Origin of the sequence: Lysobacter sp. Root76 (assembly GCF_001428685.1) — a bacterium.
Lineage (GTDB): Bacteria > Pseudomonadota > Gammaproteobacteria > Xanthomonadales > Xanthomonadaceae > Lysobacter.
The window spans coordinates 267,224-291,789 of record NZ_LMIK01000005.1 but is presented as its reverse complement, the minus strand read 5'-3'; the positions used below and the strand labels follow the sequence as shown (position 1 = coordinate 291,789).

Annotated in this window: 22 protein-coding genes; 9 read left to right on the top strand and 13 right to left on the bottom strand. The window is 66.2% G+C overall.

The genetic code is table 11. The features are described 5' to 3' along the window. Nucleotides 1–151 precede the first annotated feature (151 nt). Nucleotides 152–550 (top strand): cupin domain-containing protein, encoded by a 399-nt coding sequence (locus ASE10_RS08650; protein WP_055907446.1) that lies wholly within the window; start codon nt 152–154, stop codon nt 548–550. On the opposite strand, the gene ASE10_RS20735 is transcribed toward ASE10_RS08650, so the two are convergent. After that, entirely contained in the window at nt 547–702 is a 156-nt protein-coding gene (locus ASE10_RS20735; protein WP_156087507.1) for a hypothetical protein, read from the bottom strand. The genes ASE10_RS08650 and ASE10_RS20735 overlap by 4 nt on opposite strands. Nucleotides 703–844: 142 nt before the next feature. Between ASE10_RS20735 and ASE10_RS08645 the strand changes: the two genes are divergently transcribed. After that, on the top strand, nt 845–1,522 hold the full coding sequence (locus tag ASE10_RS08645) for a CGNR zinc finger domain-containing protein (protein WP_056304706.1): 678 nt from the start codon (nt 845–847) through the stop codon (nt 1,520–1,522). Nucleotides 1,523–1,549: 27 nt separating this feature from the next. Then, nucleotides 1,550–2,050 carry a hypothetical protein gene (locus ASE10_RS08640; protein ID WP_055907436.1) on the top strand — a complete coding sequence of 167 codons (501 nt, stop codon included), beginning with the start codon at nt 1,550–1,552 and terminating at the stop codon, nt 2,048–2,050. A gap of 6 nt (nt 2,051–2,056) precedes the next feature. On the opposite strand, the gene ASE10_RS08635 is transcribed toward ASE10_RS08640, so the two are convergent. The 6 genes from ASE10_RS08635 to ASE10_RS08615 form a co-directional block, all read right to left on the bottom strand. Beyond that, the gene (locus tag ASE10_RS08635) at nt 2,057–2,878 is read right to left on the bottom strand and encodes a penicillin-binding transpeptidase domain-containing protein (protein ID WP_055907433.1); all 822 of its coding nucleotides are present in this window, start codon (nt 2,876–2,878) and stop codon (nt 2,057–2,059) included. Between the two features lie 33 nt (nt 2,879–2,911). Continuing rightward, nucleotides 2,912–3,262 carry an EF-hand domain-containing protein gene (locus ASE10_RS08630; protein ID WP_055907430.1) on the bottom strand — a complete coding sequence of 117 codons (351 nt, stop codon included), beginning with the start codon at nt 3,260–3,262 and terminating at the stop codon, nt 2,912–2,914. Between the two features lie 191 nt (nt 3,263–3,453). Further along, nucleotides 3,454–3,627, bottom strand: a complete 174-nt coding sequence (locus tag ASE10_RS20100; RefSeq protein WP_156087506.1) for a hypothetical protein — start codon at nt 3,625–3,627, stop codon at nt 3,454–3,456. After that, nucleotides 3,624–4,214 (bottom strand): redoxin domain-containing protein, encoded by a 591-nt coding sequence (locus tag ASE10_RS19590; RefSeq protein ID WP_162250467.1) that lies wholly within the window; start codon nt 4,212–4,214, stop codon nt 3,624–3,626. Before ASE10_RS19590 ends, ASE10_RS20100 begins: the two co-directional genes overlap by 4 nt. 211 nt (nt 4,215–4,425) lie before the next feature. Beyond that, entirely contained in the window at nt 4,426–5,631 is a 1,206-nt protein-coding gene (locus ASE10_RS08620) for a fatty acid desaturase (protein ID WP_055907424.1), read from the bottom strand. A 305-nt stretch (nt 5,632–5,936) separates the two neighbouring features. Next, the gene (locus tag ASE10_RS08615; RefSeq protein WP_056306765.1) at nt 5,937–6,842 is read right to left on the bottom strand and encodes a CHAD domain-containing protein; all 906 of its coding nucleotides are present in this window, start codon (nt 6,840–6,842) and stop codon (nt 5,937–5,939) included. Nucleotides 6,843–6,914: 72 nt separating this feature from the next. On the opposite strand from ASE10_RS08615, the gene mutM reads away from it, so the two are divergent. The 3 genes from mutM to ASE10_RS08600 all read left to right on the top strand — a co-directional run bounded on the left by mutM (nt 6,915) and on the right by ASE10_RS08600 (nt 11,218). After that, nucleotides 6,915–7,727 (top strand): bifunctional DNA-formamidopyrimidine glycosylase/DNA-(apurinic or apyrimidinic site) lyase, encoded by an 813-nt coding sequence (gene mutM, locus ASE10_RS08610; RefSeq protein WP_055907417.1) that lies wholly within the window; start codon nt 6,915–6,917, stop codon nt 7,725–7,727. 95 nt (nt 7,728–7,822) lie between these two features. Then, nucleotides 7,823–8,386, top strand: a complete 564-nt coding sequence (locus ASE10_RS08605; RefSeq protein ID WP_055907413.1) for an ECF-type sigma factor — start codon at nt 7,823–7,825, stop codon at nt 8,384–8,386. A gap of 12 nt (nt 8,387–8,398) precedes the next feature. After that, nucleotides 8,399–11,218, top strand: coding sequence for a serine/threonine-protein kinase (locus tag ASE10_RS08600; RefSeq protein WP_055907410.1), 2,820 nt, complete (start codon nt 8,399–8,401; stop codon nt 11,216–11,218). Nucleotides 11,219–11,373: 155 nt separating this feature from the next. On the opposite strand, the gene ASE10_RS08595 is transcribed toward ASE10_RS08600, so the two are convergent. The 6 genes from ASE10_RS08595 to ASE10_RS08570 form a co-directional block, all read right to left on the bottom strand. Beyond that, a complete protein-coding gene (locus tag ASE10_RS08595; RefSeq protein ID WP_157480813.1) occupies nt 11,374–11,661 on the bottom strand; it encodes a colicin immunity domain-containing protein in 288 nt (95 codons plus the stop codon). Further along, nucleotides 11,651–15,175, bottom strand: a complete 3,525-nt coding sequence (locus tag ASE10_RS19585; protein WP_162250466.1) for a colicin D domain-containing protein — start codon at nt 15,173–15,175, stop codon at nt 11,651–11,653. Before ASE10_RS19585 ends, ASE10_RS08595 begins: the two co-directional genes overlap by 11 nt. Nucleotides 15,176–15,234: 59 nt before the next feature. Further along, complete coding sequence (locus ASE10_RS08585) at nt 15,235–18,201, bottom strand: RHS repeat protein (RefSeq protein ID WP_082559849.1); 2,967 nt, start codon at nt 18,199–18,201, stop codon at nt 15,235–15,237. Nucleotides 18,202–18,453: 252 nt separating this feature from the next. After that, on the bottom strand, nt 18,454–19,074 hold the full coding sequence (locus ASE10_RS08580; protein ID WP_055907402.1) for a thymidine kinase: 621 nt from the start codon (nt 19,072–19,074) through the stop codon (nt 18,454–18,456). Nucleotides 19,075–19,209: 135 nt separating this feature from the next. Next, on the bottom strand, nt 19,210–19,977 hold the full coding sequence (locus tag ASE10_RS08575) for a hypothetical protein (RefSeq protein WP_055907399.1): 768 nt from the start codon (nt 19,975–19,977) through the stop codon (nt 19,210–19,212). A gap of 135 nt (nt 19,978–20,112) precedes the next feature. After that, entirely contained in the window at nt 20,113–20,907 is a 795-nt protein-coding gene (locus ASE10_RS08570) for a sel1 repeat family protein (RefSeq protein ID WP_055907396.1), read from the bottom strand. 120 nt (nt 20,908–21,027) lie between these two features. Between ASE10_RS08570 and ASE10_RS08565 the strand changes: the two genes are divergently transcribed. The 3 genes from ASE10_RS08565 to ASE10_RS08555 all read left to right on the top strand — a co-directional run bounded on the left by ASE10_RS08565 (nt 21,028) and on the right by ASE10_RS08555 (nt 24,096). Beyond that, the gene (locus tag ASE10_RS08565; protein WP_056097690.1) at nt 21,028–23,007 is read left to right on the top strand and encodes a UvrD-helicase domain-containing protein; all 1,980 of its coding nucleotides are present in this window, start codon (nt 21,028–21,030) and stop codon (nt 23,005–23,007) included. A 26-nt stretch (nt 23,008–23,033) separates the two neighbouring features. After that, nucleotides 23,034–23,546, top strand: a complete 513-nt coding sequence (locus ASE10_RS08560) for a GNAT family N-acetyltransferase (RefSeq protein WP_055907390.1) — start codon at nt 23,034–23,036, stop codon at nt 23,544–23,546. 85 nt (nt 23,547–23,631) lie between these two features. Continuing rightward, nucleotides 23,632–24,096, top strand: a complete 465-nt coding sequence (locus tag ASE10_RS08555; RefSeq protein ID WP_082586080.1) for a Rid family hydrolase — start codon at nt 23,632–23,634, stop codon at nt 24,094–24,096. The last annotated feature ends 470 nt before the right edge of the window (nt 24,097–24,566 follow it).

Here is a 24,566-nt window from a genome sequence, read left to right as displayed (position 1 = left end):
CCACGACCCAGGATGAGGCCGGCACCCGGCTCGACCGGTGCACTGCCCACAGCGCCGCCGCGATTGCGGGATCGCCAGCGGAACCCAACACTGGCCGCAGTCGCGCGACGCCGCGGCTGCGCCCGAACTCAGACCCGGCCCGGACCCCGCCATGAAACCGTCGATCCATCGCTACGACCCCAGCACCGAGTTCTACATCTCCGAGCAGTGCCACATCGTCGAGCTGTCCAACCACGCCGACGATCCGGAGGTCTCGATCGCGCGGGCGCGGGTTGCGCCCGGCGTGACCACGCGTTGGCACCGGCTGAGCGGGACCACCGAACGCTACGTGATCGCCGAAGGCCTGGGCCGGGTGGAAGTCGGCGAACTGCCGCCGCAGGAGGTCGGGCCCGGCGACGTGGTGCTGATCCCGCCGGACTGCCGCCAGCGCATCGCCAACCTGGGCCACGGCGACCTGGTGTTCCTGGCGATCTGTTCGCCGCGCTTCCGGCCCGAGGCCTACCAGGACATCGACGAGGCGCCCCTGCCCTGCAGTTTCGACGACGCTTAGCGTCGCCCGCCCGCGGCTGCATTTCCGCGCGGCTGATCCGTGGGCAGCGCGAAGCGTCCGCTCTCCGCGAACGCGGCCTCGACGGTCCGCGCCAGACGCGCGCCGTAGACGCCGTCCGGGTCGAGGTCCGGGTCGTAGATCGTCAGTTCCAATCCGATCGCCTTGGGACTGGCCAGCAAGGGCGCGAGCGTGCGAGACGCAGCTTCCGGCCCCACGACGCTGAACCTTTAAATACAATTTTGACGGTTATATGCCCGCGGGCATAACCTGTCAATATCGCTTAGCAGGTTACGCATGCGCATCGAACACCACGCCTTCCAGCCCGCCGACCTGGTCGCCGGCCATCTCGCCCTCGACCTGGCGAATACCGTCACCGCGCGCGACACCCAACCGCGCGACTGGCTGGACGATTACGACGCACTGCTGCGCTGGGCGCGGCAGTCCGGTCACTACGCGCGCGCCGATCTGGCCAAGCTGGAGGAACTGGCGAACGCCGAGCCGGCCAAGGCCGCCACCGCCTTGAACCGCTGCAAGAGCCTGCGCGAAGCGCTGTGCGCGATCCTGTACGCGCTGGCACAGGACACACCGCCGGCGGCCGACGATCTGGCGACCTTGGACAAGGCGCGCCTGGCCGCCTCGTCCGCCGCCCGTCTGGTCGCCCGCAAGGGCCGCCTGCTGGCCGAGTGGTCGGTCGAGCGCTCGGGGCCGGACCTGATCGCGCATGTGGTCACCGCGCACGCGATCGACCTGCTCAAGGACGCCCAGCTCGACCGCCTGCGCATCTGCGACGGCCACGACTGCGGCTGGGTGTTCATCGACAGCTCCAAGAACGGCCGCCGCCGCTGGTGCGACATGGCCACCTGCGGCAACGTCGCCAAGGCGCGCCGGCACCAGCAACGCACCAGCGCGGCGCTGAACCGCGCCCAGGAAAGTGCGCAGACGCGTCAAATCGCGCGTCCAGGCGGGTGCTAAGGTTTGCGCAGATTCCGGAGCCGCGCCATGAACCCCATCCGCGCCGCACTGCTGCTCGCCGTGCTCCATGCCACGCCGGCCATGGCCGCCGACGACATCGACTTCGTGCGCGGCTGCTGGGTGTCGCGGGCGACGCCGGGCGGTCCGATCGACGCCTTCCTGCGCCTGCTGCCCGACCGCGAGATCAAGGACACGCTCAGCGGCCACGCCATGAGCGCGACCGGCGATCCGCCGGTGCCGCGACTGGATCTGATGTTCGCGCGCGACGGCAGCGTGCTCGGTCTGCGCCGGCCGATTCCGAACTACCAAGCCCTGGACGCACGCCTGCTGAGCCATTACGCCCGCGTGCCGCAGGTCGGCGCCGCATTGCTGAGCGGCGACGGTCAGGTCGCGGCCTACGCGCAGCAAGGCGCGGACGACTGGATCGTGGTCAAGGCCCACGACGAGCGCCTGTCGATCCAACGCATCGGCGCAGACGGCCGCGTCGCCGAGACCTATTTCGACGGCGAACGCGACGGCTGCGACTGAGCCGCGCTACAGCACCTTGGCGTCGTGCAGGCCGCGCGCGGCCAGGTCGATCGCGGCGTTGGCGTCGAGATCGCGCGCGCCGACGACGCAACTGACGAACACGTAGGAACGCCGGCCGCGCTGGACGTGGCCGATCAGCCAGCGCACACCGCGGCGTTCGCGGTCACTGGTCGATCCGGTCTTGGCGCTGAGCACGGTGCCGGCCGGCCAGGGCGCGGCGAACGCGTGCTCGCCCATCGCATTGACGACCCGGCCCTGCGGCTGCACCAGCATCGCCTTGACCTGGGCGACCGCGCGCTTGGACAGCGGCAGACGGCCGGCATAGAGATCGAGCAGGAAGCGCTGCTGTTCCTGCGGCGAGATCGTCAGGCTGTCGCCGAGCCAGAATCGGGTCAGCGCGCCGCTGGCGTCCTCGTTGCCGTAGTGGATCTTGCGCAGGTAGTCGGTCTCGCGCTGCGCGCCGAGCCGTTCCGCGATGCGCTGGAAGTACCACACCACCGAATTGCGCATCGCCGAGGCCAGGTCGTGGTCGCGCCGCGACGAAGCCGGCCAATCGCCCTGGCCGTCGAAAGCCATGCGCTCGTCGGGGCCGGAGACCACGCCCGCGTCCAAGGCGAACAGGGCGTGCGGCACCTTGAAGGTGGAGGCCGGGCTGTAGCGCTGCGTGCAGGCCTGGGCCGGATCGCGGCGCAATTCGCCGACGCCGACTTCGTAGAGCAGGAAGCAGGATTGACTGGCGACCTGGGGCGTATCGGCCGCGCGCAGCGGCGGCGCGGCGAAAGCGCTCGACAAGGCGATCGAAACCAGCAGACGACGGAATCCGCTCATGGACGACCTCAGCAGGCGATAGGCGGAGCGAGTCTACTGCGGCGGCGAGGCCAGTTCGCGTGCGTCCAGCGAACCGTCGCGGTTGCGGTCCTGCTTGCGGAAGGTCTCGGCCAGTTGCGCCCGGTGCTGTTCGCGGGTGAGCGCGTTCTGGGCGCTGCGGCGGCTGGGCGGGAACTCGTCGACCTCGAGTACGCCGTTGCGGTTCTTGTCCATCGCATCGAAGCCGTAGCTCAGCCAGTCCTGGTATTCGACCAGCGAGACCTTGCCGTCGCCGTCGCCGTCCATGCGCGACAGATAGTCGCCGGTGGAGCGGACCTGGGCCGCGGCCAGCGCGGGCAGCAGCAGGGGCAGACAAAACGCGAGGGCGGTAAGCGGACGGCGCATGCGCGAGGAGACGGTGCCAGGGGTGTGCGCAGCCTGACGCGCGCGCGCGTCGCAGACAAGCCTGGGCGCGGCCGGCGTGGGATGCGATTCAGCCTGAAGGCGCGCTGCGCAGAACGCATGGCCGGCCACGAGGGCCGGCCACGCGCGGGCGATACAGGGGATCGCCCTGGGGGAGCTGGAACAGAAACTGATTACGGCAGCTGGCAGCAGCCGCCGGTGCGGAGCCCGCCGTACTTGCAGCCCGGCTTGGTCGGGCAACCGGTATCCGGGTCGGTACCGAACGCCTGCGCGGCGCCGAAACCCAGGGTGCCGACAATCGCGATCGCGAACACGACCGCCTTCAGACGCTTCGACAAAACCTTCATCGCTCTCTCCCTAGTGACTGAACCGCGACCTGCCTTTCCGTGGCATGCAACGCGGTCAAGATGGTGGGCACCTGCTCCTTGGTATCGATTTTTCCGACGTGCGAGTACACGACGCGGCCGTCGCGGTCGACCACGACCAGCAGCGGCACCACGTTGACGTTGAACAGCGCGCGGATCTTCGGCGTCGACAGCGCGACCGGGAAGCCGAAGCCGCGCGCGCGCAGATAGGCGCCCAGGCCGGGCGCGTCCGGGCGGGCGACGCCGAGCATCTGCACCCGCGCCGGATCGTGGCGCTGCAAGGCGCGGCCCAGATCGAGAATCGCGGGCACCGAGGCTTCGCAGACCGGGCAGCTGGGATCGAAGAAGTACAGCACCTGGCGGTCGCCGGAGGCGCGGCCGAGCACGACGGATTCGCCGGCGAGCGTTTTTGCTTGGGTATCGGGCAACCAGGCGCCGACGCGCGGCTTGGCGCCTTCGACGATCAGAGCGGCATAGTCGCTGCGCAGCTGGCGGTTCTGCACGCCCAGCATGACGACCAAGGCGCAGGCCAGCGCCAAAGCGACATAGGCATAGCTCTCCCTGCGCATGCACGCACCTCCCTGTGGCCTTCGCCTGCGTATCGCGCGCTTGCAGCGCGGATCGCGTCCTGGCATCGAAGCTAACACCGCCGATGCGAGCGCCGCAACCGACGCGGCCACAGTGAGACTTCGGTGTGAAGATCGCGCCAGGCGCAGCGCAAAAACGAAAAGCCCGCGCATCGCTGCGCGGGCTTTCGGGATTGCAATTACGAGGTGCGGATCAGGCGCGCGCGGGCGCCAGCGCGTAGCCCTTGAGGCGTGCGGAGAAAGCCTGCAGCGCCTGAATGCCGCTGGCTTCGGCCTCGGCGCACCAGGCATGCAGCTTCTGCAGCGTGGCCTGGGCGTCGTGCGAACGGTCGTCGAGCACCTGGGCCAGACGCTGGCGGAAATCGGCCAGGGTGGCCATGCGCGGACGCTCGGCGACCCAGTTCTGCAGACGCTCGCGGGCGTCGCCGTCGAGCCAGCGGCCGCCGTCGGCCAAGCCCTTGCGCAACTTGCGCGGCAGCGCGCGCATGCGGTCGCCGGCATTGCCGGCTTCCTCGCGCAGCGCCGGCAGGGTGACGCTGCGGTAGTAGTCGGTCATGGCCTGGAAGCGGATCGCGAGCAGCGCCTTGAGCGTTTCGGCGTCGGGCATGGCGATGTTCGGACGCACGTCCAGCGACGGCGCCACGCGCAGCACCTTGGCCAGGCGCACGGCCTGCAGGCCGCGGATCACGGTCCAGCCGATGTCGAACTCCCACTTGCGCAGAGCGAACTTGGCCGAACTCGGGAACGCGTGGTGGTTGTTGTGCAGCTCTTCGCCGCCGATCCAGAAACCCCAGGGGGTCAGATTGGTCGCGGTGTCGGTGGTTTCGAAATTGCGGTAGCCCCACCAGTGGCCGAGACCGTTGACCACGCCGGCGGCCCAGAACGGGATCCACAGCATCTGCAGCGCCCAGATCGCCACGCCGGCGAAGCCGAACAGGGCGAAGCTGATCAGCAGCAGCAGGGTCGGGCCCTTGGTCGCGTGCGGGGTGTACAGATGGCGTTCGATCCAGTCGTCCGGGCAGCCCTTGCCGTACTTCTCGATGTCCTCGCGCTCGCCGCGCGCTTCGCGGTAGAGCTCCACGCCGCGCCACATCACCGTGTCGATGCCCTTGAACTGCGGGCTATGCGGGTCTTCTTCGGTCTCGCACTTGGCGTGGTGCTTGCGATGGATCGCGGCCCACTCCTTGGTGATCATCGAGGTCGTCAACCAGGTCCAGAAGCGGAACAGGTGGGCGAGCGCGGGATGGAAGTCGACCGAGCGGTGCGCCATCGAGCGGTGCAGGTACAGCGTCACCGACATGATGGTGAGCTGGGTGACCGCCAGGAAATAGAAGGCGAGTTCCCAGAAGCTGGCCTGGATCAGGCCGCCGGCGAGGAAGTCGAGCAATGAAGCGAGCATGGAATGGAACTCCGTAACGGACGACCGGCCCATGGAAGGAAGGGAGCCGGAGGGGAGGCGCAGGAAGCACCTCCCGCGCGGGATGATGCCACCGCGGCCATACCGTTCGCGCCGGTACGGGCTGGTTCTGTGATGGGGGTCGCCGGGCCTGTACGCAAGCACCGCGGGGCCCTCCGCGGACCAACGGCTTCAGCCTGGATAGTGGCGGACGGAGGGCAGGCCCGGGCCGCCGGCGCGGCGCCGGCTTTGCGGGGGTCCGCCCAGGCAATTTCGGCGATTTGCGAAGTTGGCCGCGGCAATTTCGCTCAAGTTCGGCCATCGCTCGGGACCGGAGCTTCTTCGCGGACGCCGTTGCGGGTGTCCGCCTCGGCCAGGGCCGCGACGATGCGCTTGCGGGCGCGCGCCTGCTGGGCCCGACCGTAGCGCCGCAGCGCCGCCCGGTCGGCGGCGGCGAAGGGCGAGCGGCGGCCGCAATGGTCCAGCAGCAGGGCCAGGTCCTGGGCGAGGCCGAGCCGCTCGGCGGTGTGCTTGTCCAGGTCCGGCGCGTGCACCTCTACCCCCGCCGCCTTCAGCGCCCGCCGCTGCTGCGACAGCCGGCGGGCACGACGGCGCCAGCGATGCCAGGCCTCGTCGTTGCCGTCGGCACGGGCGCGCCGGCCGGCGCGGTCCAGGCGCTCGCGGCTGTCGGCGATCGCCTGCTCCAGGGCGGCGACCTGCAAGGCAGGCCAATCCAGCGCAGCGACGCCGGCGCGCAGCACCGCCAGCATGCTGCGACGGCCCTGCAAGCCGGGATCGGCCAGCCGCGCCTGGCGCGCATGCTCGGCGCGTGCGCCCGCCGCGACCCGGCGGGCGCGCCGCAACAGGCCCAGCGTGTCGGCGTCGGCATCGCGGGCGATGAGGCGGTCCAGGGTTTCGACCAGGGCGTGCGCATCGCGCAGCGCCGACAGACCGGTGTTGAGCCGGCGCAGCTCGCGGTCGATCAGGGGCGCGCCGGGGCCCAGCGCCGCGCCGCCCAGGGCCAGGGTCGCGCGGGCGCGACGCAGGCTCTTGCGCGCCAGGTGCACGCCCTCGTGCAGCGCGCCGCCGCGGCGGGCGAGTTGGGCGATGGCGGCGTCGAGTTCGGCCAGGAGGTAGCCGCGCAGCGCCAGCGCGGGCGCGGCCTGCGCGGCGGCGGCGGGTATGGCGGGATCGGGCACGGCAGGATCGAGCACGGAACCTCCGGCGGCGGCGGCCGGTGCGCATCGCGCGCTGGCGTGCCGGCACGACGATAGTACGCTTGCGCCATGCCCGAACTCCCCGAAGTCGAAACCACCCGCCGCGGCCTGGCGCCGCACCTGGAAGGCCGCGACGTGGTCGCCGCGATCCTGCGCCGGCCCGACCTGCGCTGGCCGATCCCGCACGAAATCGAGACCGACCTGCCCGGCCAGCGCATCGACGCGGTGCGCCGCCGCGCCAAGTACCTGTTGCTGGACACCGCCGCCGGCAGCGCCCTGCTGCACCTGGGCATGTCCGGCAGCCTGCGCGTGCTGCCGGCCGATTCCCCGGTACGCGCCCACGACCACGTCGACCTGCTGCTGGATTCCGACCGCGTGCTGCGCTTCAACGACCCGCGCCGCTTCGGCTGCCTGCTCTGGCAGCGCCCCGGCGAGACCCACGAACTGCTGCGCGACCTCGGCCCGGAACCGCTGTCGGACGACTTCGACGGCGACTACCTGTTCGAGCTCAGCCGCGGCCGCAAGGCGCCGGTGAAGACCTTCCTGATGGACCAGCGCGTGGTGGTCGGGGTCGGCAACATCTACGTCGCCGAGGCCCTGTTCGCGGCCGGAGTCTCGCCGCTGCGCGCGGCCGGCAAGGTCGCGCGCGAGCGCTACGGCGAACTGGCCGGGGCGATCAAGACCATCCTGGGCTATGCGATCCAGCGCGGCGGCACCACCCTGCGCGATTTCATCAGCCCGGACGGCGCACCGGGCTACTTCGAGCAGGAACTGGCCGCCTACGGCCGCGGCGGCGAACCCTGCCCGCGCTGCGGCCGGGCCCTGAAACAGGCCTCGGTCGGCCAGCGCACCACCGTCTGGTGCGGTCACTGCCAACGTTGACTTGGCATGCCCTTCTGGGCAATTTTGATGCCAACCGGTGAATACGCCGGGCTAAGATCAACACGTTATAGTCGCGCCTTGCCCCGGGGAACACGATGGCCGAAAGCGCTGACATCACCCTGCTGTTGGACGCCGCGCGCGAGGGCGATCGGGGCGCGCTGGACAGCGTTCTGGCCACCCTGTACCAGGAACTGCACACCATGGCGCGGCGCCAGCTCGCCGGCCAGCACGGCCAGACCCTGGACGCGACCGCGCTGGTGCACGAGGCCTACCTCAAGCTGGTCGGGCGCCGCGAGGCGCAATTCGACGACCGCGCCCATTTCTTCGCCTATGCCGCCTCGGCCATGCGCAGCGTGGTCGTGGATTACGCGCGCCAGCGCCTGGCGCAGAAGCGCGGCGGCGACCTGCACCGGGTTACCGAACTGCCCGACGACGTCGAAGGCGGCCTGCGCCTGGACGAGGAAACCCTCGGCCTGGACACCGCGCTGACCAAGCTGGCCGCGGTCGATCAGCGCCTGGCCCACGTGGTCGAGTTGCGCTACTTCGCCGGACTGTCGGAGCTGGAGATCGCCGCCCTGCTGCAGCGCTCGGAGCGCAGCATCCGCCGCGACTGGCAGAAGGCCCGCCTGTTCCTGCTGGCGTCGCTCAAAGACAGCTGAGCGCCGCCGCCCATGGACGCCGAGCGTTGGCAACGGCTGTCCCCCCTGCTCGACGCGCTGTTCGAGCTCGATCCGCCGGCGCGGGCGGCGCGCCTGGGCGAACTTCGCGATGAAGACCCCGCGCTCGCCGACGAACTGCAGACCCTGATCGCGCTGGAGGAAGGCCACGAGGACTTCCTCGCCGAACCGCTGGTCGCTGCATTGGCCGGTGTGCGCGTCGGCAGCACGGTCGGCCCCTACCGGCTGGAAAGCATGCTCGGCGAAGGCGGCATGGGCCAGGTCTGGCTGGCCTCGCGCGCCGACGGCCTGTACCAGCGCCGGGTCGCGCTGAAACTGCTGCGTCCCGGCCTGGCCGACACCAACCTGCGCATCCGCTTCACCCGCGAGCGCCAGATCCTCGCCCGCCTCGCCCATCCGCACATCGCGCGCCTGCTCGACGCCGGCATCAGCACCGACGGCCTGCCCTACCTCGCGCTGGAATACGTCGAAGGCGAACCGATCACCGACTACTGCCGCAACCAGTCCACGCCGCTGGACAAGCGGCTGCACATGTTCCAGCAGATCTGCGACGCGGTCAGCCACGCCCACGCCAACCTGATCGTGCACCGCGACCTGAAGCCGTCGAACATCATGGTCACGCCCGGCGGCGACGTGCGCCTGCTCGACTTCGGCATCGCCAAGCTGCTCGACAGCGACGCCCCGGTGCCCGAGCAGACCCGCACCGGCATGCGCGCCTTCACCCTGCACTACGCCGCGCCGGAACAGGTGCGCGGCGAGCCGGTCACCACCATGACCGACGTCTACTCGCTGGGCGTGGTGCTGTACGAACTGCTGACCGGGACCAAACCCTACCGGCTCAAGCGCCAGACCGACGCCGAGTGGGAAGAAGCGATCCTCGCCGCCGACCCGCTGCGGCCGTCGCAGACCGTGCTGCGCAACGCCGAGAGCACCGGCGAGGAAGGCCCGCCGCCGGACAGCGCCGCGCTGCGCCGGCACGCGCGCCAGCTCGCCGGCGATCTCGACAACATCGTCCTCAAGACCCTGTCGAAACGGCCCGAGCAACGCTATCCCTCGGTCGAAGCCCTGGCCCTGGACCTGCAGCGCTTCGGCGCCGGACGCCCGGTGCAGGCACGCGCGCAGAGCCTGGGCTACCGCTTCCACAAATACGTGCTGCGCCACCGCTGGGCGCTGGCGACCGGCACCCTGGTGACCGTGGTACTGGCCGCGGCGCTGGCGATCGTCGCCTGGCAGGCGCGCCAGGCCGTGCGCGAAGCCAGCCGCGCGCAGGCCATGCAGGACTTCATGGTCGGCCTGTTCGAGAACGCGCGCGGCACCCCGGAGGGCGAAGCGCTGGACCTGCGCGGCCTGCTCGACGCCTCGGTCGCGCGCGGCAACCGCGAGCTCGCGCGCCAGCCGCGCGCGCGCGCCGAACTGCTAGGCGTGGTCGCGCGCCTGCGCACCGGCCTGGGCGACTACAACGAAGCCAAGACCCTGCTCGACCGCCAGGCCGGCATCCTCGAACTCACCGACGACGTCCCCAGCAGCCTGCAGCTGGAATCGCTGACCCAGCGCGGCCAAGTGCTGCGGTTGCTGGGCGAAGCGCGCGCCTGCATCGACCTGATGCAGCCCTGGGCCGACCAGGCCCGGCGCGAACAGGCGCAACTGCCGACCCAGGCCGCCGAGTTCTATTCGCAACTCGGCCGCTGCCGCCGCATCAACGGCGAGCGCCAGAGCGCGCGCCTGCTGTTCGAACGCTCGCTGGCGCTGCGCCGCGAAGTGCTGCACAACCAGGCCGGCGAAGTCGAGAACCTGATGGACCTCGCCGGCCTGCAGGCCGACGTCGGCGAAACCCGCGCCGCACTCGAAGCTTTCGAGCGCGCACGCGAGCAACTGCGCCAGAGCGGCGGCGAGAAGCACCCGCTGCTGGTCGAAATCGGCTGGAACATCGCCGCCCGCCTGCGCGACCTGGGCCAGGTCGACGCCTCCGAACGCGAAGCGCAGAACGCGCTGGCGATCGCCCTGGAGGTCAACGGCGCGCAACATCCGACCACCCTGTCCGCGCGCCGGCAAGTCGCGGCGATCCACGTCGACCAGGGCCGTTTCGCCCTGGCCGAGAACGAATTCCGCGAAATCCGCGACCTGCTGACCGCGCGCCTGGGCGCCGACCACACCGACCTCAGCGCGACCTACAACAGCCTGGGCGTGATCGCCTGGGAACGCGGCCAACTGTCGGATGCCGTGGCCGCGCTGCGGCGCGCGATCGAGATCGCCCGCAAACACGGCGACACCGGCCGCCTGTCCGGCACCCTGTTCAACCTGGCGATGGTGCTGCACGAACAGGGCCGCGACCGCGAAGCCCTGACCCTGCTGCGCGAATCGCGCCAACTGCGCGACACGCGCTACGGCGTCGACCACCCGCTGCTGGGCGACACCGACCGCCTCGAAGGCGAAGTCCTGTTGGCCCTGGGCGACCGCGACCGCGGCCTGGCCATGCTCGGCGAAGCCGTGCGCCAGACCCGCAGCGGCTACGGCGCCGCGCACTCCCACACCCGCCGCGCCGAACTCAGCCTGGCGTATCCGCAGGCCCTGGCCGGCGACCTCGACGCACTGGCGCAACTGGATGCGTTATCGGCGCTGCCGAACGCCGATATCGAACTGCGCAAGATCGGCTGGCTGGCCCAGGCCTACGCCGCGCGCGTGCGCTGCGACGGTCCTGCGCGCGAGCAGGCGCGCGAGCGGCTCGACGTCCTGCATCGCACCTTGGCTACGCAGCGGCCGGATGGGAGTGCGATTGGGCGGGAGATTGATGGGATTCGGGCGGCGTGTGGGTAACCATCCGCAGCTACTACGTCATTCAACGCATAGCGGCAGGTTCAAGGCATAGAGTTTTGGAACTATCTTGAATGGCGCCACATTCTCTGCCCGCCAACTGTGCGAGCCTCGCAAAGATCAAGAATCGCTTTCATCGCCTTAGCTGAAGCAAGGCCTTACTCGATACCAACAACAATACTCAAGGCAACACGGACCTCAAGCTTGCACGCCGCCTCTGTGCTTATGTGATCCATCGAGCCTTCGCCCGCGTGTTCAATGCTCGTAAAAACAACGTCAAGCGCTCTTTGCAAGTAAGGACTGAGCCCAGAAAAATAATTCATGTCGCGTGCGCGCTTCCACCATTTTTGATATTCGAAAGAAAACTCTTCGATCGTCATCTTTCCACGAACAAAGACCTCCATAAGCTGAATGGCGTCACTTGCCTTAATTTCATTAGTAGACATTTCCGCTCTCCATGATGTCGGCCTGCTGGCGTGGACTAAGGCGCCACCCAGATACGAAATTCATGTCTGCATCCCGCATAATGTTTAATCCAGTAGAAGGATTATAAAAATGAGTAACATCATTCACCCACCTATACGTACCTTGTATGACCAATGTGCCCTCAGCATCGACGTGGCTCCTAAGTGCCTGCTCAAACAAAGCTCCCGCCTCGCGATTCCATCCGCTGCTCACGCCAAAATCACCTGCGTGCTTGAACTTGCTTTGCAATTGCGCCCTAGAGAAAGACATTCCACGGTTAACGGCAGCCCCCATTGACCGCATTATCCGAGGACCTGAGGCGGACGCTCTTTTTCCAAACAAAGCAAGCATAACGGCCGCTGCGGGAGCCATATCTCTACCGAACTGCTCTTCATTATTCTTAGTTGCCGAGAACGGAGAACGATATGCGCACCCGCATTGTTCGGCAAATGAGAACTCTCCGGGATAAGCAGGAACCGCCAGTGAACTGGGCGTCGAGTTAAATGCATCCTCTGCGACTGCGTCAAACGTTTCCTTTCCCATCCCCTTAGAAAAGTTGGTGACGCTTGCCCTCAGTCGAATATAAGCGCTTTTAATGGACTGGCGCCCATCGGGATCATAGTAGCCATATGGATTGTTATTGGCGTAACTGTATCTATTGAAGTTACGACCGGAACCTGCATCTACCGAAACCGGGTCAGCGCTCAAAAAACGCCCAATTGCGGGGTCATAGTAGCGTTGCTGCATGTAAGTCAAACCGGTTTCACGGTCCATAACATGACCTACATAACCAATGCCATCGACCGTCTTATTAATTGCACTACCGTAGGGTTCGTAGTTCGTCCGCTCGATCACCGTACCACTCGTGTCGGTGACCGCGACCGGGCTGCCCAATGCGTCGGTATGGTGGTACTTGGTCGCGATGACGGTATTGCTCGGCCAGTTATGGTCGATCGTCGCGATCAAGCTGCCGGACAGATAGACGTTCTCGTACGTTGTCTGAACACCGGCGGACGAGACCTTGGAACTGAACAGCAGCTGCCCCGCTTGGCTGTACTGGAAAACATGCAAGGAGCCGTCGTCATTGGCCGACTCCGATCGGCGGCCGAGACTGTCGTAGCGATAGCTTTCCTTACCCAGCACCCGGCGCAGACGATTGCCGTAGTCGTAGGTGTACAGCTGGCCATTCTTGTTGCCGAGATTACCCTGTACGTCATAACCCATACCTACGACCGTCGCGCCGCTGGGAGCCTGGACATTCGTCAAACGATTGTTGGCGTCGTACCAATAGCTATGCTCACGCACACCGGGATGGCTTACGGTGCGAATGTTGTCTAAGGCGTCGTAGGTGTAGTTGATGTAATGCGTGGTTCCGCCGAACATTGCTGAGCCAGCTGCCGTCAGGCGATCGAGGTCGTCGTAACTCAGGTAGCGCTTGAAGCTCTGGCCCTGCGCTAAGTCGTCGATCAACGTGGTGTTGCCGTTGGCGTCATAGAGGTTGGTGAAACCCACCACGCTGCCGTCCTGCGTGGTCTGGGGCAGCAGGCGAGCGTTTTGCACCATGGTGTGCACAATGCCGTTGCCATAGGTGAACTGCTTGATCGCGCCGTTGGGGTAATAACCCACGCCGGTAGCGTAGGTACCCGAAGTGCTACTGGTTGACGTCGTTCCCACCTGGGTCGGTTGACCCAGAGCGTTAGGGACATAGGCCAGCGCCAGACCAGTCGGGTAGGTCTGCGCTGCCAGGTTACCGTTCTGATCGTAGCCATAGCCGATGGCCCATTCGTACGGCCTCAGCAAGGACTCCTTGGTCAGCAGGCGACGCTTGTTGTAGGTGTAGACGGTATCGACGATGGTGGTACCGGCATCGTTCCAAGTCCGTACTTGATGCGGCAGGCCATCAGGTGTGTAGCCCCAATGCTGATTGCCGTTACCGTCCGGGAACGACTGATCGGTCACCCGGTTGCGAGCGTCGTACAGGCGATCGGAGCGACGACCGGATCCATAGGCCGCCGCAAAATCGCAGCTGGTCGTGCTCGGCAAGTTCAAGCCGGATGCGGACCACATCAGATTGCCCGCGCTGTCGTACCGCATCACAGTAGCGCCGGTTTCCGGCTCGATCACCTTGCATAAGCTCTGATCGGCGCCATATGCCGGGTCGTTGTTGTAGACGTAGTAACGCCCCACACCACCTGTCGCAACGGGCGGCGGCGAACTGACGCTGATACCAACGGCCGCCGAAGTCGTCTGCGCATTCAGAGGGTCGATCGCGACCGCCGTGAGCGAATGCCCGCCCGCCGTTGAGCTCCAATTGGCAGTGTAGGGCGCACTGGAATCCTCGCCTACCTTGACTCCGTCGACGTAGAACTCGACCCGCTGCACTCCGTTATCCGGATCCGATGCCGTCGCCTTCAAGCTGACCGCGCCGGCGGATGGGAATACCTGTCCGCCGACCGGCGCGGTCAGTTGCACCGATGGAGCGACATTGGCCGCGAGCTGACCCACCACATCGATGGTGTCCAGGGTCAAGGCGCCGCTCTTGAGATGGAAACGCACACCGCCGGCATTGATCCACGAAGCCGCTTGCGAGCCGCTCTTGGCGCTCGCGAAGAGTTGTGGGTTGGCGTTGTCCAAACCCGTCACCCAGACCTGGGCATTGGCGGCGCTGGACACCCAACCGATGCTGCTGGAGCAGGTCGAACTTCCGCTCGGGATGGAGCACGGGTTCGGTGTCGCAGAAAGCGAGCCGGAGGTCACCGCGATCGAGAGGTTAGGGCTGAGCTCGCCGAACCAGTCGCTGCCGTCTTTCAGCATCCGCCACTGGAAGTTGTGGCTGCCGGCACCATTCGGCGCTTGCACCGTGAAATTGAACGTCGCCGTCTGGCCTGGCGCCACGCTGCCAGACAACGAGACCCGAGAACTGCCCCACTTGGTGTTGTCGGCCGGATTCTGCGAGCCGAGCCGATACGAATCCGCCGCCGTCCAGGTCGCTGTGCCCGTATTCTTCATCTGCACGGAGACGGCGTAGGACTGGCCAGCCGCCATTGCGGCCGGCACCGTCTGCGCGATGAATTGAGCGTTGTGCGCCGGCGCAGCGGTGACGACGAACTGACCCGACACTTCGACAGGGTCCAGCAGCGCCTGACCGCCGCTGTACGCGATCCCGGATGCATAGATATTGTACGTGCCCGGCGCCAGGTTCTGCAGCGACGTGTTGTTCTGGACGGGCTCGTCGTTGACCTGGACGAAGATATCTTCGACCGTCTGATTGGGATCCGTGCTTCCGCCCTCGATGCTGATGAAGACGTTGCCGGGTACCGGAAACGATGCGCCGTTGGTCGGGCTCGCTATGCGGATCCAATGGCCATTGGCCGCATGCGCAAAGCCAAGGCCCGTCAGCATCAACGACAGCACCAAGAAGCCTCTGACCATCAGAGACCTCGCAAACCCAGCGGCAACCACTTGCGAATGGAGGTACTGGTCGACTCCGCTCATAAGTTTCTTAGCTCGCGATGCGAAAGACCCAACATTCGTGTCAATCGAGAGACCGGGGCTCATGGCGCCACCTCGGTGCGACGGGTCTGGACAGGCCGCAACAGCGCGTCGCGCACGATCTGAGTAAACGCACCTTCAGGATGGAAAACCTCGATCGGATAATCGGTGCTCGGCTTATCCCAGGCCGCGTAGCGGGTCCGAGTCGCTTTACCGCGCGGATTGGTGACCGTGATATCGCCACCGAGTTGATATGTGGTGGTGGTAGCCAGACGTGCGCCGAGCTCGGAGTCCTGCTCGACCTTGATCACGCGACCCAGCGCATCGTATGACGTGTAGATGCCGGTATTGATCGCCCAGTTGCCGTCCGCATAGGGGTTCCGCGGGTACGAAGCGAAGGTCTGCCGGCCTTCCTGATCGTAGCCATTGATAGTGATCTTGTAGGTCTGATCGTTGCTGGCAATGTCGCGCTCGTATTGGAGCACCGGCCGCAGCAGCGCATCGAAGAGGGTCACTTTTTCGTAGTTGCCCTGCAGCACTATCTGGCGCCAATGGCCAGCCGGGACCCCCATCTCCGTCTGATTCACTTGCACGAAAGAACTCGTCGTGCTGTTCCAGAGCACCGAATCGTCTGTTGGGTATGTCACCGTGGATACGCGCCCCATGCTGTCGTAACCGTAAGCCGTGGCATAGCCGTTCTCATCGCTCGCCGAGGTAACCCAACCTGCGTCGTTGACGACTGCGGTCTCGGTGCTGCCGCCTGGCGCTTCGGGCGTGGCAGGGTATTGAACAGTCCTGGGGACGCCGCGCTTCCAGTCCGACATCATGGTGATGTGGTTGTTGCTGTCCTTGACCGTAGCGACGGTGCCGTCGGGATTGTAGGTCACGGTCTGCACCAGGTTGCCGAAGGCGTAGTTGCGGATCGGCAATGCCGTGGCGCTGTCGTAGTCGGTCTGCGTGGGCACCAACCCGGCAGTAGTGACGGAGGCCACCTGCCCCAGCACCCACTTCGACAGGTTGTCGTGATAAGTCGTGACGTCGCTGCGGCTGTACCCGTAATTGATATTGCTGGAGCGGGTCACCGATACCGGGCGTGCGAATTGGTCGAAGCTGTCGACGATATTGGAATAGGTGACACCATCGCGCTGCAGCACGGTGGAGACCAGCGGGCGCAGCTTGGATTCCATCCGATCATGGAAACCGAACCCGGCCTCGTCCGGGAAGGGCTGCTGCCCCATTTCCTCGTCCTGGACATAGGCGTAGTCGGCCCGCTGCATCTGCGTGCCACTGGAACTAAAAACTTGCTCGCTCAGCAATTCACCTTCGTTCTTTTCGAAGATGACACCAAATCGCTTCTTGACTACGGTTCCAGTAGGAAGGGTGATCGTGGTCAAACGCCCCACACCGTCGCAAGAGCCGTCCGCGCAGGGGTCCTGGTTGCAACCTACGCCGGAAGGCAAACCTGTCTGATGGTCGTAGATACCGCAATAGGGATAGCTTTCCTCTCCGTAGGTATACGAGGTCGTCGCTGTAGCAGTGCCAGGCCCTGATACCACCAGTGATTTTAAGGAGTAGACGTCGAAGTAGTTCGGCGTCCCGATTCGGGCATAACCGGACACACTAATGAAGTCTTCGGTCGTGCCCTGCGCTTCGTAGTTGTCGACCCCCTGGAGCGTTGCGGCCCAACTTATTCCAGCCATCGACATTTCATACACCTTCGTCCAAAGGACCGAAGCCGTAAAGTCGATTGTTCCACCGGAAACCTTCACTTCATGGTCGAAGAAGTCGATGAAGCAAAGGTAAGGAACCCGGCTGCGATAGAAGCGATGTCCGTCGAACTGGAACGTTGCGTTCGCTCCGCTTGGGTGCTTGACCGTAAAAGGAAACTCGCCCGCATAGCGGCCGCGATCCGATTCGGTTAAACACATGTTGCCCGGATCAAAATACGACAGGCCTAGCGAGTCGGACTGCGGCTCGTTGTAGATCCCGCCAAAACCATACGGCGAGTATTGCCAGGTCGAGCCATCGGGATTCGTAACCGTTGTCAGGTGCCCGTTCTGCAGCGCATACGTCCACGTGCGGCCGTGGCTGGTCGCCGTTACGGAGTTTGCGCCGTACTGCACCGAAATCTGTCGTCCGTCGTTAGCGGAAATTCCGGTCAGCTGCCCATTCGTGTAGGTGTAGTCCACATAGTTGCCGAACCTGTCCTCGACGCGGCTCGCCAGCAAATAGATGTTCTTGCGCGCCATGTTGTAGCCCGGGATTCCCTTGGGCCCTTTGCGCACCGTGAGCGCCGTCCGTTCGACCGGGTAGTCGAAGTAGTACTTCACGCCATCGGTGGCGAGCAGATAGAAACCCTCGCCGGGATAACCGTTCTTCACGGTAGGCAAGCAGCCTAATCGCCCCATCGACTTGAGCACCCAGGGATGGCTTGCGCCATTGGTGGGGTCGATGTTCGTGGTGTTGTCGACCAGCATCGGCTCATCGCCCATTCCGGGCACATGCAGCCGATAGCCCTGAGATACTTCCTCAGGATTGACCAACAGGCCTTCCACGTACGGCAGCCCAGGGAAAGAGCAGCGCTTGTACCGGTTCGGAGAGGAAGGGTTGTCGATCGACCATCCCATATTGCTGGACACGGTCGTCTGGATATACGGGACCTCGACATCCCAGTTGCCGAAGCCGCCCAGCTGCTCCGGCAGATATAGCCAGTCGATGGACAATCGTCGCCCCAGCTGTACGGGCAGATCGCTGTTGCCGGGCACGTCGATATCGACATTCACGAATTCCGTCTTGCCGGTCGAATCCGTCGTGCGGTTGCCGAAGAATCCGACGCTCGCCGCCGTGATCGTCGACGCCGCCTGGATCTTCTTCTGATACTCGGCCTCGGCGGTGATGCTTTGGGCCGATACCGCGCCGGTTATCAAGGCCAGCAATGGCAATGTCGCGTGGGCGAGGCGCGCACGCATGCGGGACGGACGCACACCGGAAACCGTGCCCGTCGAAGCGGAGGCGAAATGGGATTGCATGCGATAGCTGCTCTCGCCGGGCCGAACGGCGCGGACTGTGATGCCTGAACTCAAGCCGACATGGTCGGCTCCCCTAACCACAGTGTGGAGGCTATCGTGGGGTGATCGCAAACACTGCGACGAAGGGAGGAAGGTGGCGCGGCCCAGCAAGGCCTGGACGCAATAATCGGTTGCAAACCAACCCGTACGAGGCTGTTACAAGCCGCTGAGCACCTTGCTGGAAACGAGAGGCGGTAAATCCATAGCCCGAACCTACAACGGCAACGGCTGCTGCAACGGCTCGATCGTGCCTTCCCCGCGCATCACTCGCTTGTACTCCGCGCGCGACACCGACACGTAGCGGTCGTTGCCGCCGATCTCCACCTGGGGGCCGTCCTGGACCGCGCGGCCGCGTTCGTCCACGCGCACAGTCATGGTCGCCTTCTTGCCGCTGTGGCAGATGGTCTTGATCTCGGTGAGTTCGTCGGCCCAGGCCAGCAGGTACTGGCTGCCTTCGAACAGTTCGCCGCGGAAATCGGTGCGCAGGCCGTAGCACAGCACCGGAATGCGCAGTTGGTCGACGACTTCGCTGAGCTGCCAGACCTGTGCGCGGGTCAAGAACTGGGCCTCGTCGACCAGCACGCAATGCAGGGTGCCGTGGGCGGCGATGTCGGCGCGGATCAGCGCTTCCAGGTCTTCGCCCTGGTTGAAGCCGATACCGTCGGCTTTCAGGCCGATGCGCGAGGCCACGGTGCCGCTGCCGGCACGGTGGTCCAGGCGCGGGGTCAGGATCGCCACCCGCATGCCGCGTTCGCGGTAATTGTGCGCGGACTGCAGCAGGGTGGTGGTCTTACCGGCGTTCATCGCCGAGTAGTAGAAATAGAGCTTGGCCATGCGCCTAGTGTAGGCATCCGCGGCCCAAGTTCCGAGATTGCGCGGGCAGCGGGGGCGTGCTTGCGCGGCGCCGGGTGCGGTTCGGATGAACGACGGGCGGCGGCGGCGCCGGAATGCGCCGCCGTCGGCGCGGCTTCATGGATCGCGCTGCCCTCCTACCTTGCGCGGCGTGCCGACTTCGACCGTGCCCAGGTCGAGTAGGCGATCCTGTTCATTCCAGTACGCGCCCAGGCGCTGCAGGCCGCCTTCCTTGCCGTAGAGCTCGTCGGGCGTCGCCGCGGCGGCGATGGCATAGGCCGCGGCATTGCTGCCGGTGTCGACGGCGAAGGCGCCGTTGACCGGCGCGCCGGAGATGTTCATGGCCTGGTTGCGGTAGCCGACCCGGCTGCCGGTCATGTCGCGGGCGAAACTGCGGATCTGGCTTTCCGCGCGCGGCTTGGCGACCTCGTCGCCGTAGCGCGCGTAGTAGTCTCCGCCCTGGGCCTCGACCTGCGCGCGCTGCTCGGGCGTGAGTTCGGCCCACATTTTTTCGCGGATCGCCAGCAGCCGGCGCGAACCGCGCTCGGCGGCCAGGTCGGCCCAGATGTAGCCCTGCACGCGATCGGGGGCGCCGCCCACACCGTGCCAGCGCATCAGGCTGAGGTAATGCTGCGAATATTTGTCGGCGTACTGCGCGGCATGGCGGAAACGCTCTTCGGCCTCACCGTAGCGGCCCTGCACGTAGGCTTTGAGACCGTAGAGACGGTGCTCCTCGTTCGGGCGGCCTTTGGCGGCCAGCACCATGGAGTCGATGTCCATGTAACTGGCATCGGTGAACTTGAGCGGTTGCGCGGCGGACGCGGCCCAGGCGGCGGTCAGGGTCAGCGCCAGGAATGCGAATCGACTGCGCGTGGATATCGCCATGACGATGCCTCCGGCGGAACACGGGCGCGGATGCGCCCGTGGCCGGTTTAGCACCCAATCCGGGCCGGGACCATGCCCGGCGCAGCGATTTCGCTCCGCGGGCGACCGACGGTCGCCGCGGCGGAGTGGCCCGACTTAAGGCTTGGGCGCGGGCTCGTCGGGCACGGCGGGAGCCGGCGCATCGATGTTCGGCGCGTCCGATTGAATTCGAGTGCCTACGACCTGTCCGGCCTCGACTTTCTCGACATCGCCCACGTCGACCCGGCCGACGCGCGGCTTCATCCAGATCTGGTCGTGCCATTGCGCGTACTGCGCCGGGTCCCAGTAACGCTCGTCGTAGAACTTGGTGCCCGAAATGACCTGCTGGCTGCCGCCGGGGCCGGGCACGATGATCTGCATGTTGCCGGTAAAGCCGGTACGGCTGCCCGTGGTCTGGCGGCGTCCGCGGCGCAGTTCGCGATTCAGGCGTTCGCGCGCGGCGGCGTCGCCGTTGACCGCGTAGAGGGCCGGGCCTTCGCTCAGCGCGCGCGCCTGTTCGGCTTCGCTCATTTCGCCCCAATACTTCTCGCGCAGGCCCAGGAAGCCGCGGTAACCACGCTCAGCGGCCAGATCCATCCAGACATAGCCCAATGCCCGGTCTTTGGGGGCGCCTTCGCCGTTCCACAGCATCTCGCCGACCATGCCCTGCGAGGCCTTGTCGGAGTAATAACCAGCGCGCATGAAGAACTTCAGCGCCTTTTCGAACTTCTTCTCCTTATAGGCCTCCAGTCCGAGCAAGCGATAGCGCAGGTCCGGGTGGTGGGTCAGAAAGCCGGAGCTGAGCATCAGCGGGTCTTCCGTCGGATCCGGCGGCGGCGCGGCCTTCTTCTGGGCCGCGACGGCCCCCAGCGACAGCGGCAGCAAGGCCAGCAGCATGATCGTCTTACGCATTGCGTCAGTTCCTTCTTTCGTTTCTGGAGGTCCAGGGGTACAGGTTAGCGGGTCGGGGCGACCCGAGCGGGTAAACTCATGGGCTAGATAGACCGGCCGACCGGCCGAAAGATGACAACGATGCACGGCCTCAATCCCCCCCAACGCGCTGCTGTCCTGCATACGGATGGCCCCCTGCTCGTGCTCGCCGGCGCGGGCAGCGGCAAGACCCGTGTGATCGTCGAGAAGATCGCCCACCTGATCGCCTCCGGCCGGATGCCGGCCAAGCGCATCGCGGCGATCACCTTCACCAACAAGGCCGCCAAGGAAATGCGCGAGCGCGTCGCCAAGCGCATCAAGGGCGACGCCGCGGACGGGCTGACGATCTGCACCTTCCACGCCCTGGGCCTGCGCTTTTTGCAGATCGACCACGCCAAGGCCGGGCTGCGGCGCGGCTTCAGCGTGTTCGACAGCGACGACTCGGCCGCTCAGATCAAGGACCTGCTGCCGCCTGGCAGCAAGCCGGACGTGCTCGACGGCATGCGCAACCTGATTTCGCGCGCCAAGAACGCCGGCCTGTCGCCCGAGGAGGCCCTGGCCGCGGCGACCAGCCCGCGCGAGATGGAGGCGGCGCTGCTGTACCAGCGCTACCAGCAGCGCCTGAGCACCTTCAATGCGGTCGATTTCGACGACCTGATCCGCCTGCCCGTGCAATTGCTGGAAGCCGACGAAGACCTGCAGCTGGCCTGGCGCGAGCGCATCGGCTATCTGCTGGTGGACGAATGCCAGGACACCAACGACGCCCAGTACCGCCTGCTCAAGTGCCTGGCCGGCACCCGCGGCCTGTTCACCTGCGTGGGCGACGACGACCAGTCGATCTACGCCTGGCGCGGCGCCAATCCCGACAATCTGCTGGAGCTGGGCAAGGATTATCCGACGCTGGAGATCGTCAAGCTGGAGCAGAACTACCGCTGCAGCAACCGCGTGCTGCGCGCGGCCAACACCCTGATCGCCAACAACCCGCACGAGCACCCCAAGACCCTGTGGAGCGAGCAGGCCGATGGCGAGCGGATCCGGGTCTGGGAATGCCGCGACAGCGCGCACGAGGCCGAGAAGGTCGCCAGCGAGATCCACTTCCTGGCCCAGAAGCACAGCGCGCCGTGGAGCGACTTCTGCATCCTGTTCCGTGGCAACCACCAAAGCCGCGCGTTGGAAAAGGCCCTGCAGCTGCTGCGCGTGCCCTACCACCTCAGCGGCGGCACTGCGTTCCTGGAGCGGCACGAGGTCAAGGACGCGCTGTCCTGGCTGCGCCTGATCGCCAACCCCGACGACGACGCCGCGTTCCTGCGCGCGGTCACCTCGCCCAAGCGCGAGGTCGGCGCGACCACCCTGGCCAAGCTCGCCGAACTGGCGCAGCAGGCGCACATGCCGATGTCGCGCGCGGCCGAATCGGTGGGCGCGCTTAAGCAATTGCAACCGCGCGCGGCCAATGCGCTCGACGGCTTCGTCAATATCGTGCGTTCGCTGCGCGGCGAAGCCCAGCGCATCAGCCCGGCCGAACTGGTGCGCGTGCTGGCCGAGCGCAGCGGCCTGCTGGCCGCGATCCGCGCCCAGTGCAAGGACGAGGCCAGCTTCCAGCGCCGCAAGGAAAATCTGGAAGAACTGTCCGATTGGTTCGACGGCGGCAAGGGCGCCGGCCCGGGCGAACTGGCCGCGCAGCTGGCGCTGCTGTCGCACGCCGACAAGGGCGAGGCCGGCAACCAGGTGCGGCTGATGAGCCTGCACGGCGCCAAGGGCCTGGAATTCCGCTATGTGTTCATCGTCGGCGTCGAGGACGGCAACCTGCCGCACGAGGCCAGCATCGAGGAGGGCCGCCTCGACGAGGAGCGCCGCCTGATGTACGTCGGCATCACCCGTGCCAAGGAAGCGCTGTACCTGTCGCATGCGCGCGAAACCCAGCGCTGGGGCGACCGCATCCGCCTGCAGCCCAGCCGCTTCATCGAAGAATTGCCGGCGGCCGAACTGCAACGCGACGGCGCCGATCCGGTGGCCGATGCGGCGCGTAAACAGGAACGCGCCACCGCCGGCTTCGCTGCGATCAAAGCCCTGCTGGAAGGCTGAGCGCGCCACCGACCGGATACGAAACCATGACCGTGCACGACGATACCCGCCTGCGCATCCGCGATATCGCGCCCGACGACCATGCCGCGGTGCTGGCGCTGAACCTGGAATCGGAGGAACTGCTCAGTCCGATGGATGCGGCGCGGTTGCGCGAACTGCTGGCCGAAACGGCCTACCAGCGGGTGGTCGCCGACGGCGACGACGTGATCGCATTCCTGCTCGCGTTCCGTGAAGGCTGCGGCTACGACAGCCCGAACTACCGCTGGTTCCAGGCGCGCTACCAGCGCTTCCTGTACATCGACCGGGTCGTGGTGTCGGCGGCGCAGCAGGGGCGCGGGCTCGGCGCCCTGCTCTACCGCGATCTGTTCGATTTCGCCCGCGATCAGCGTATCGACGCGGTCGCCTGCGAGTTCTACAGCGAACCGCTCAACGAAGCCTCCAGCCGTTTCCACGGCAAGTTCGGCTTCCGCGAAGTCGGAACGCAATGGGTGGCCGAGGGCCGCAAACGGGTGTCGCTGCAGATCGCGGCGCCGGGCTGACGAACGGCCGCAGCGGACCATCCGGGATTGCGTGGCCACGGCGCTTGCGCGATGGTGCGATTCCCTGCCTCGTCCGGACATGCCCATGCCTGCGCCCACTGTGCTGTCGCGCTGCGTTTTCGTCGCTGCCCTGTTCGCCGCCACTGCCGCCATCGCCGGCGAACCGCCCGAGTTCCTCAGCTCGCCCGATCCCGCCGCCGCCTCGCTGCCGTTCTCCGAAGCGGTGCGCAGCGGCGACCTGCTGTTCCTGTCCGGCCAGATCGGCACCGCGGAAGGCAAGAACGAGCTCGTGCCCGGCGGCATCGCGGCCGAGTCGGACCGGATCCTGCAGCGCATCGAAGACGTGCTCAAGCGCCACGGCGCGTCGATGCGCGACGTGATCAAGTGCACCGTGTTCCTGGCCGACATCAAGGGATGGCCTGCGTTCAACGAGGTCTACCGCCGCCACTTCCAGACTCCGTATCCGGCGCGCAGCGCGCTGGCCGCATCGGACCTGGCGATGAACGCGCGGGTGGAAGTGGAATGCATCGCGCAAGCTCCAAAGCGCTGACGCTTTCGCGCTCCAGCCGATCCAACACCCCGTAGCGGGGACCCGCGTACCGCGGTTGCGGTTGCGGTTGCGGTTGCGGTTGCGGTTGCGGTTGCGGTTGCGGTTGCGGTTGCGGTTGCGGTTGCGGTTGCGGTTGCCGTTGCCGTTGCCGTTGCCGCGGCATTGAAATCCAATGCCCCGCACTCGCCCAACCCCACTCAGACCCGAAGGGCGGCGCGCAGGACGCGCGCGCGGCATTGAAATCCAATGCCCCGCACTCGCCCAACCCCACTCAGACCCGAAGGGCGGCGCGCAGGACGCGCGCCGTTTTTCGAGGAACAGGATGTTCCTTCGAAAAATCCCTGCGCCACCTCCGATCTCGCACGGGAGGGTTGTCAAGGCAAGCCCTTCTCTTTGGTTACTTTCTCTTGGGCTAGCAAGAGAAAGTGACCCGCACGCGCAGCGGGCGGAAGCTGTTGCTTAAGAACGAA

Coding starts and splice junctions, on each gene's coding strand:
- ASE10_RS08650 (WP_055907446.1), top strand. CDS start 152: ATGAAACCGTCGATCCATCGCTACGACCCCAGCACCGAGTTCTACATC.
- ASE10_RS08645 (WP_056304706.1), top strand. CDS start 845: ATGCGCATCGAACACCACGCCTTCCAGCCCGCCGACCTGGTCGCCGGC.
- ASE10_RS08640 (WP_055907436.1), top strand. CDS start 1,550: ATGAACCCCATCCGCGCCGCACTGCTGCTCGCCGTGCTCCATGCCACG.
- ASE10_RS08635 (WP_055907433.1), bottom strand. CDS start 2,878: ATGAGCGGATTCCGTCGTCTGCTGGTTTCGATCGCCTTGTCGAGCGCT.
- ASE10_RS08630 (WP_055907430.1), bottom strand. CDS start 3,262: ATGCGCCGTCCGCTTACCGCCCTCGCGTTTTGTCTGCCCCTGCTGCTG.
- ASE10_RS20100 (WP_156087506.1), bottom strand. CDS start 3,627: ATGAAGGTTTTGTCGAAGCGTCTGAAGGCGGTCGTGTTCGCGATCGCG.
- ASE10_RS19590 (WP_162250467.1), bottom strand. CDS start 4,214: ATGCGCAGGGAGAGCTATGCCTATGTCGCTTTGGCGCTGGCCTGCGCC.
- ASE10_RS08620 (WP_055907424.1), bottom strand. CDS start 5,631: ATGCTCGCTTCATTGCTCGACTTCCTCGCCGGCGGCCTGATCCAGGCC.
- mutM (WP_055907417.1), top strand. CDS start 6,915: ATGCCCGAACTCCCCGAAGTCGAAACCACCCGCCGCGGCCTGGCGCCG.
- ASE10_RS08605 (WP_055907413.1), top strand. CDS start 7,823: ATGGCCGAAAGCGCTGACATCACCCTGCTGTTGGACGCCGCGCGCGAG.
- ASE10_RS08600 (WP_055907410.1), top strand. CDS start 8,399: ATGGACGCCGAGCGTTGGCAACGGCTGTCCCCCCTGCTCGACGCGCTG.
- ASE10_RS08595 (WP_157480813.1), bottom strand. CDS start 11,661: ATGTCTACTAATGAAATTAAGGCAAGTGACGCCATTCAGCTTATGGAG.
- ASE10_RS19585 (WP_162250466.1), bottom strand. CDS start 15,175: ATGAGCGGAGTCGACCAGTACCTCCATTCGCAAGTGGTTGCCGCTGGG.
- ASE10_RS08585 (WP_082559849.1), bottom strand. CDS start 18,201: ATGCAATCCCATTTCGCCTCCGCTTCGACGGGCACGGTTTCCGGTGTG.
- ASE10_RS08580 (WP_055907402.1), bottom strand. CDS start 19,074: ATGGCCAAGCTCTATTTCTACTACTCGGCGATGAACGCCGGTAAGACC.
- ASE10_RS08575 (WP_055907399.1), bottom strand. CDS start 19,977: ATGGCGATATCCACGCGCAGTCGATTCGCATTCCTGGCGCTGACCCTG.
- ASE10_RS08570 (WP_055907396.1), bottom strand. CDS start 20,907: ATGCGTAAGACGATCATGCTGCTGGCCTTGCTGCCGCTGTCGCTGGGG.
- ASE10_RS08565 (WP_056097690.1), top strand. CDS start 21,028: ATGCACGGCCTCAATCCCCCCCAACGCGCTGCTGTCCTGCATACGGAT.
- ASE10_RS08560 (WP_055907390.1), top strand. CDS start 23,034: ATGACCGTGCACGACGATACCCGCCTGCGCATCCGCGATATCGCGCCC.
- ASE10_RS08555 (WP_082586080.1), top strand. CDS start 23,632: ATGCCTGCGCCCACTGTGCTGTCGCGCTGCGTTTTCGTCGCTGCCCTG.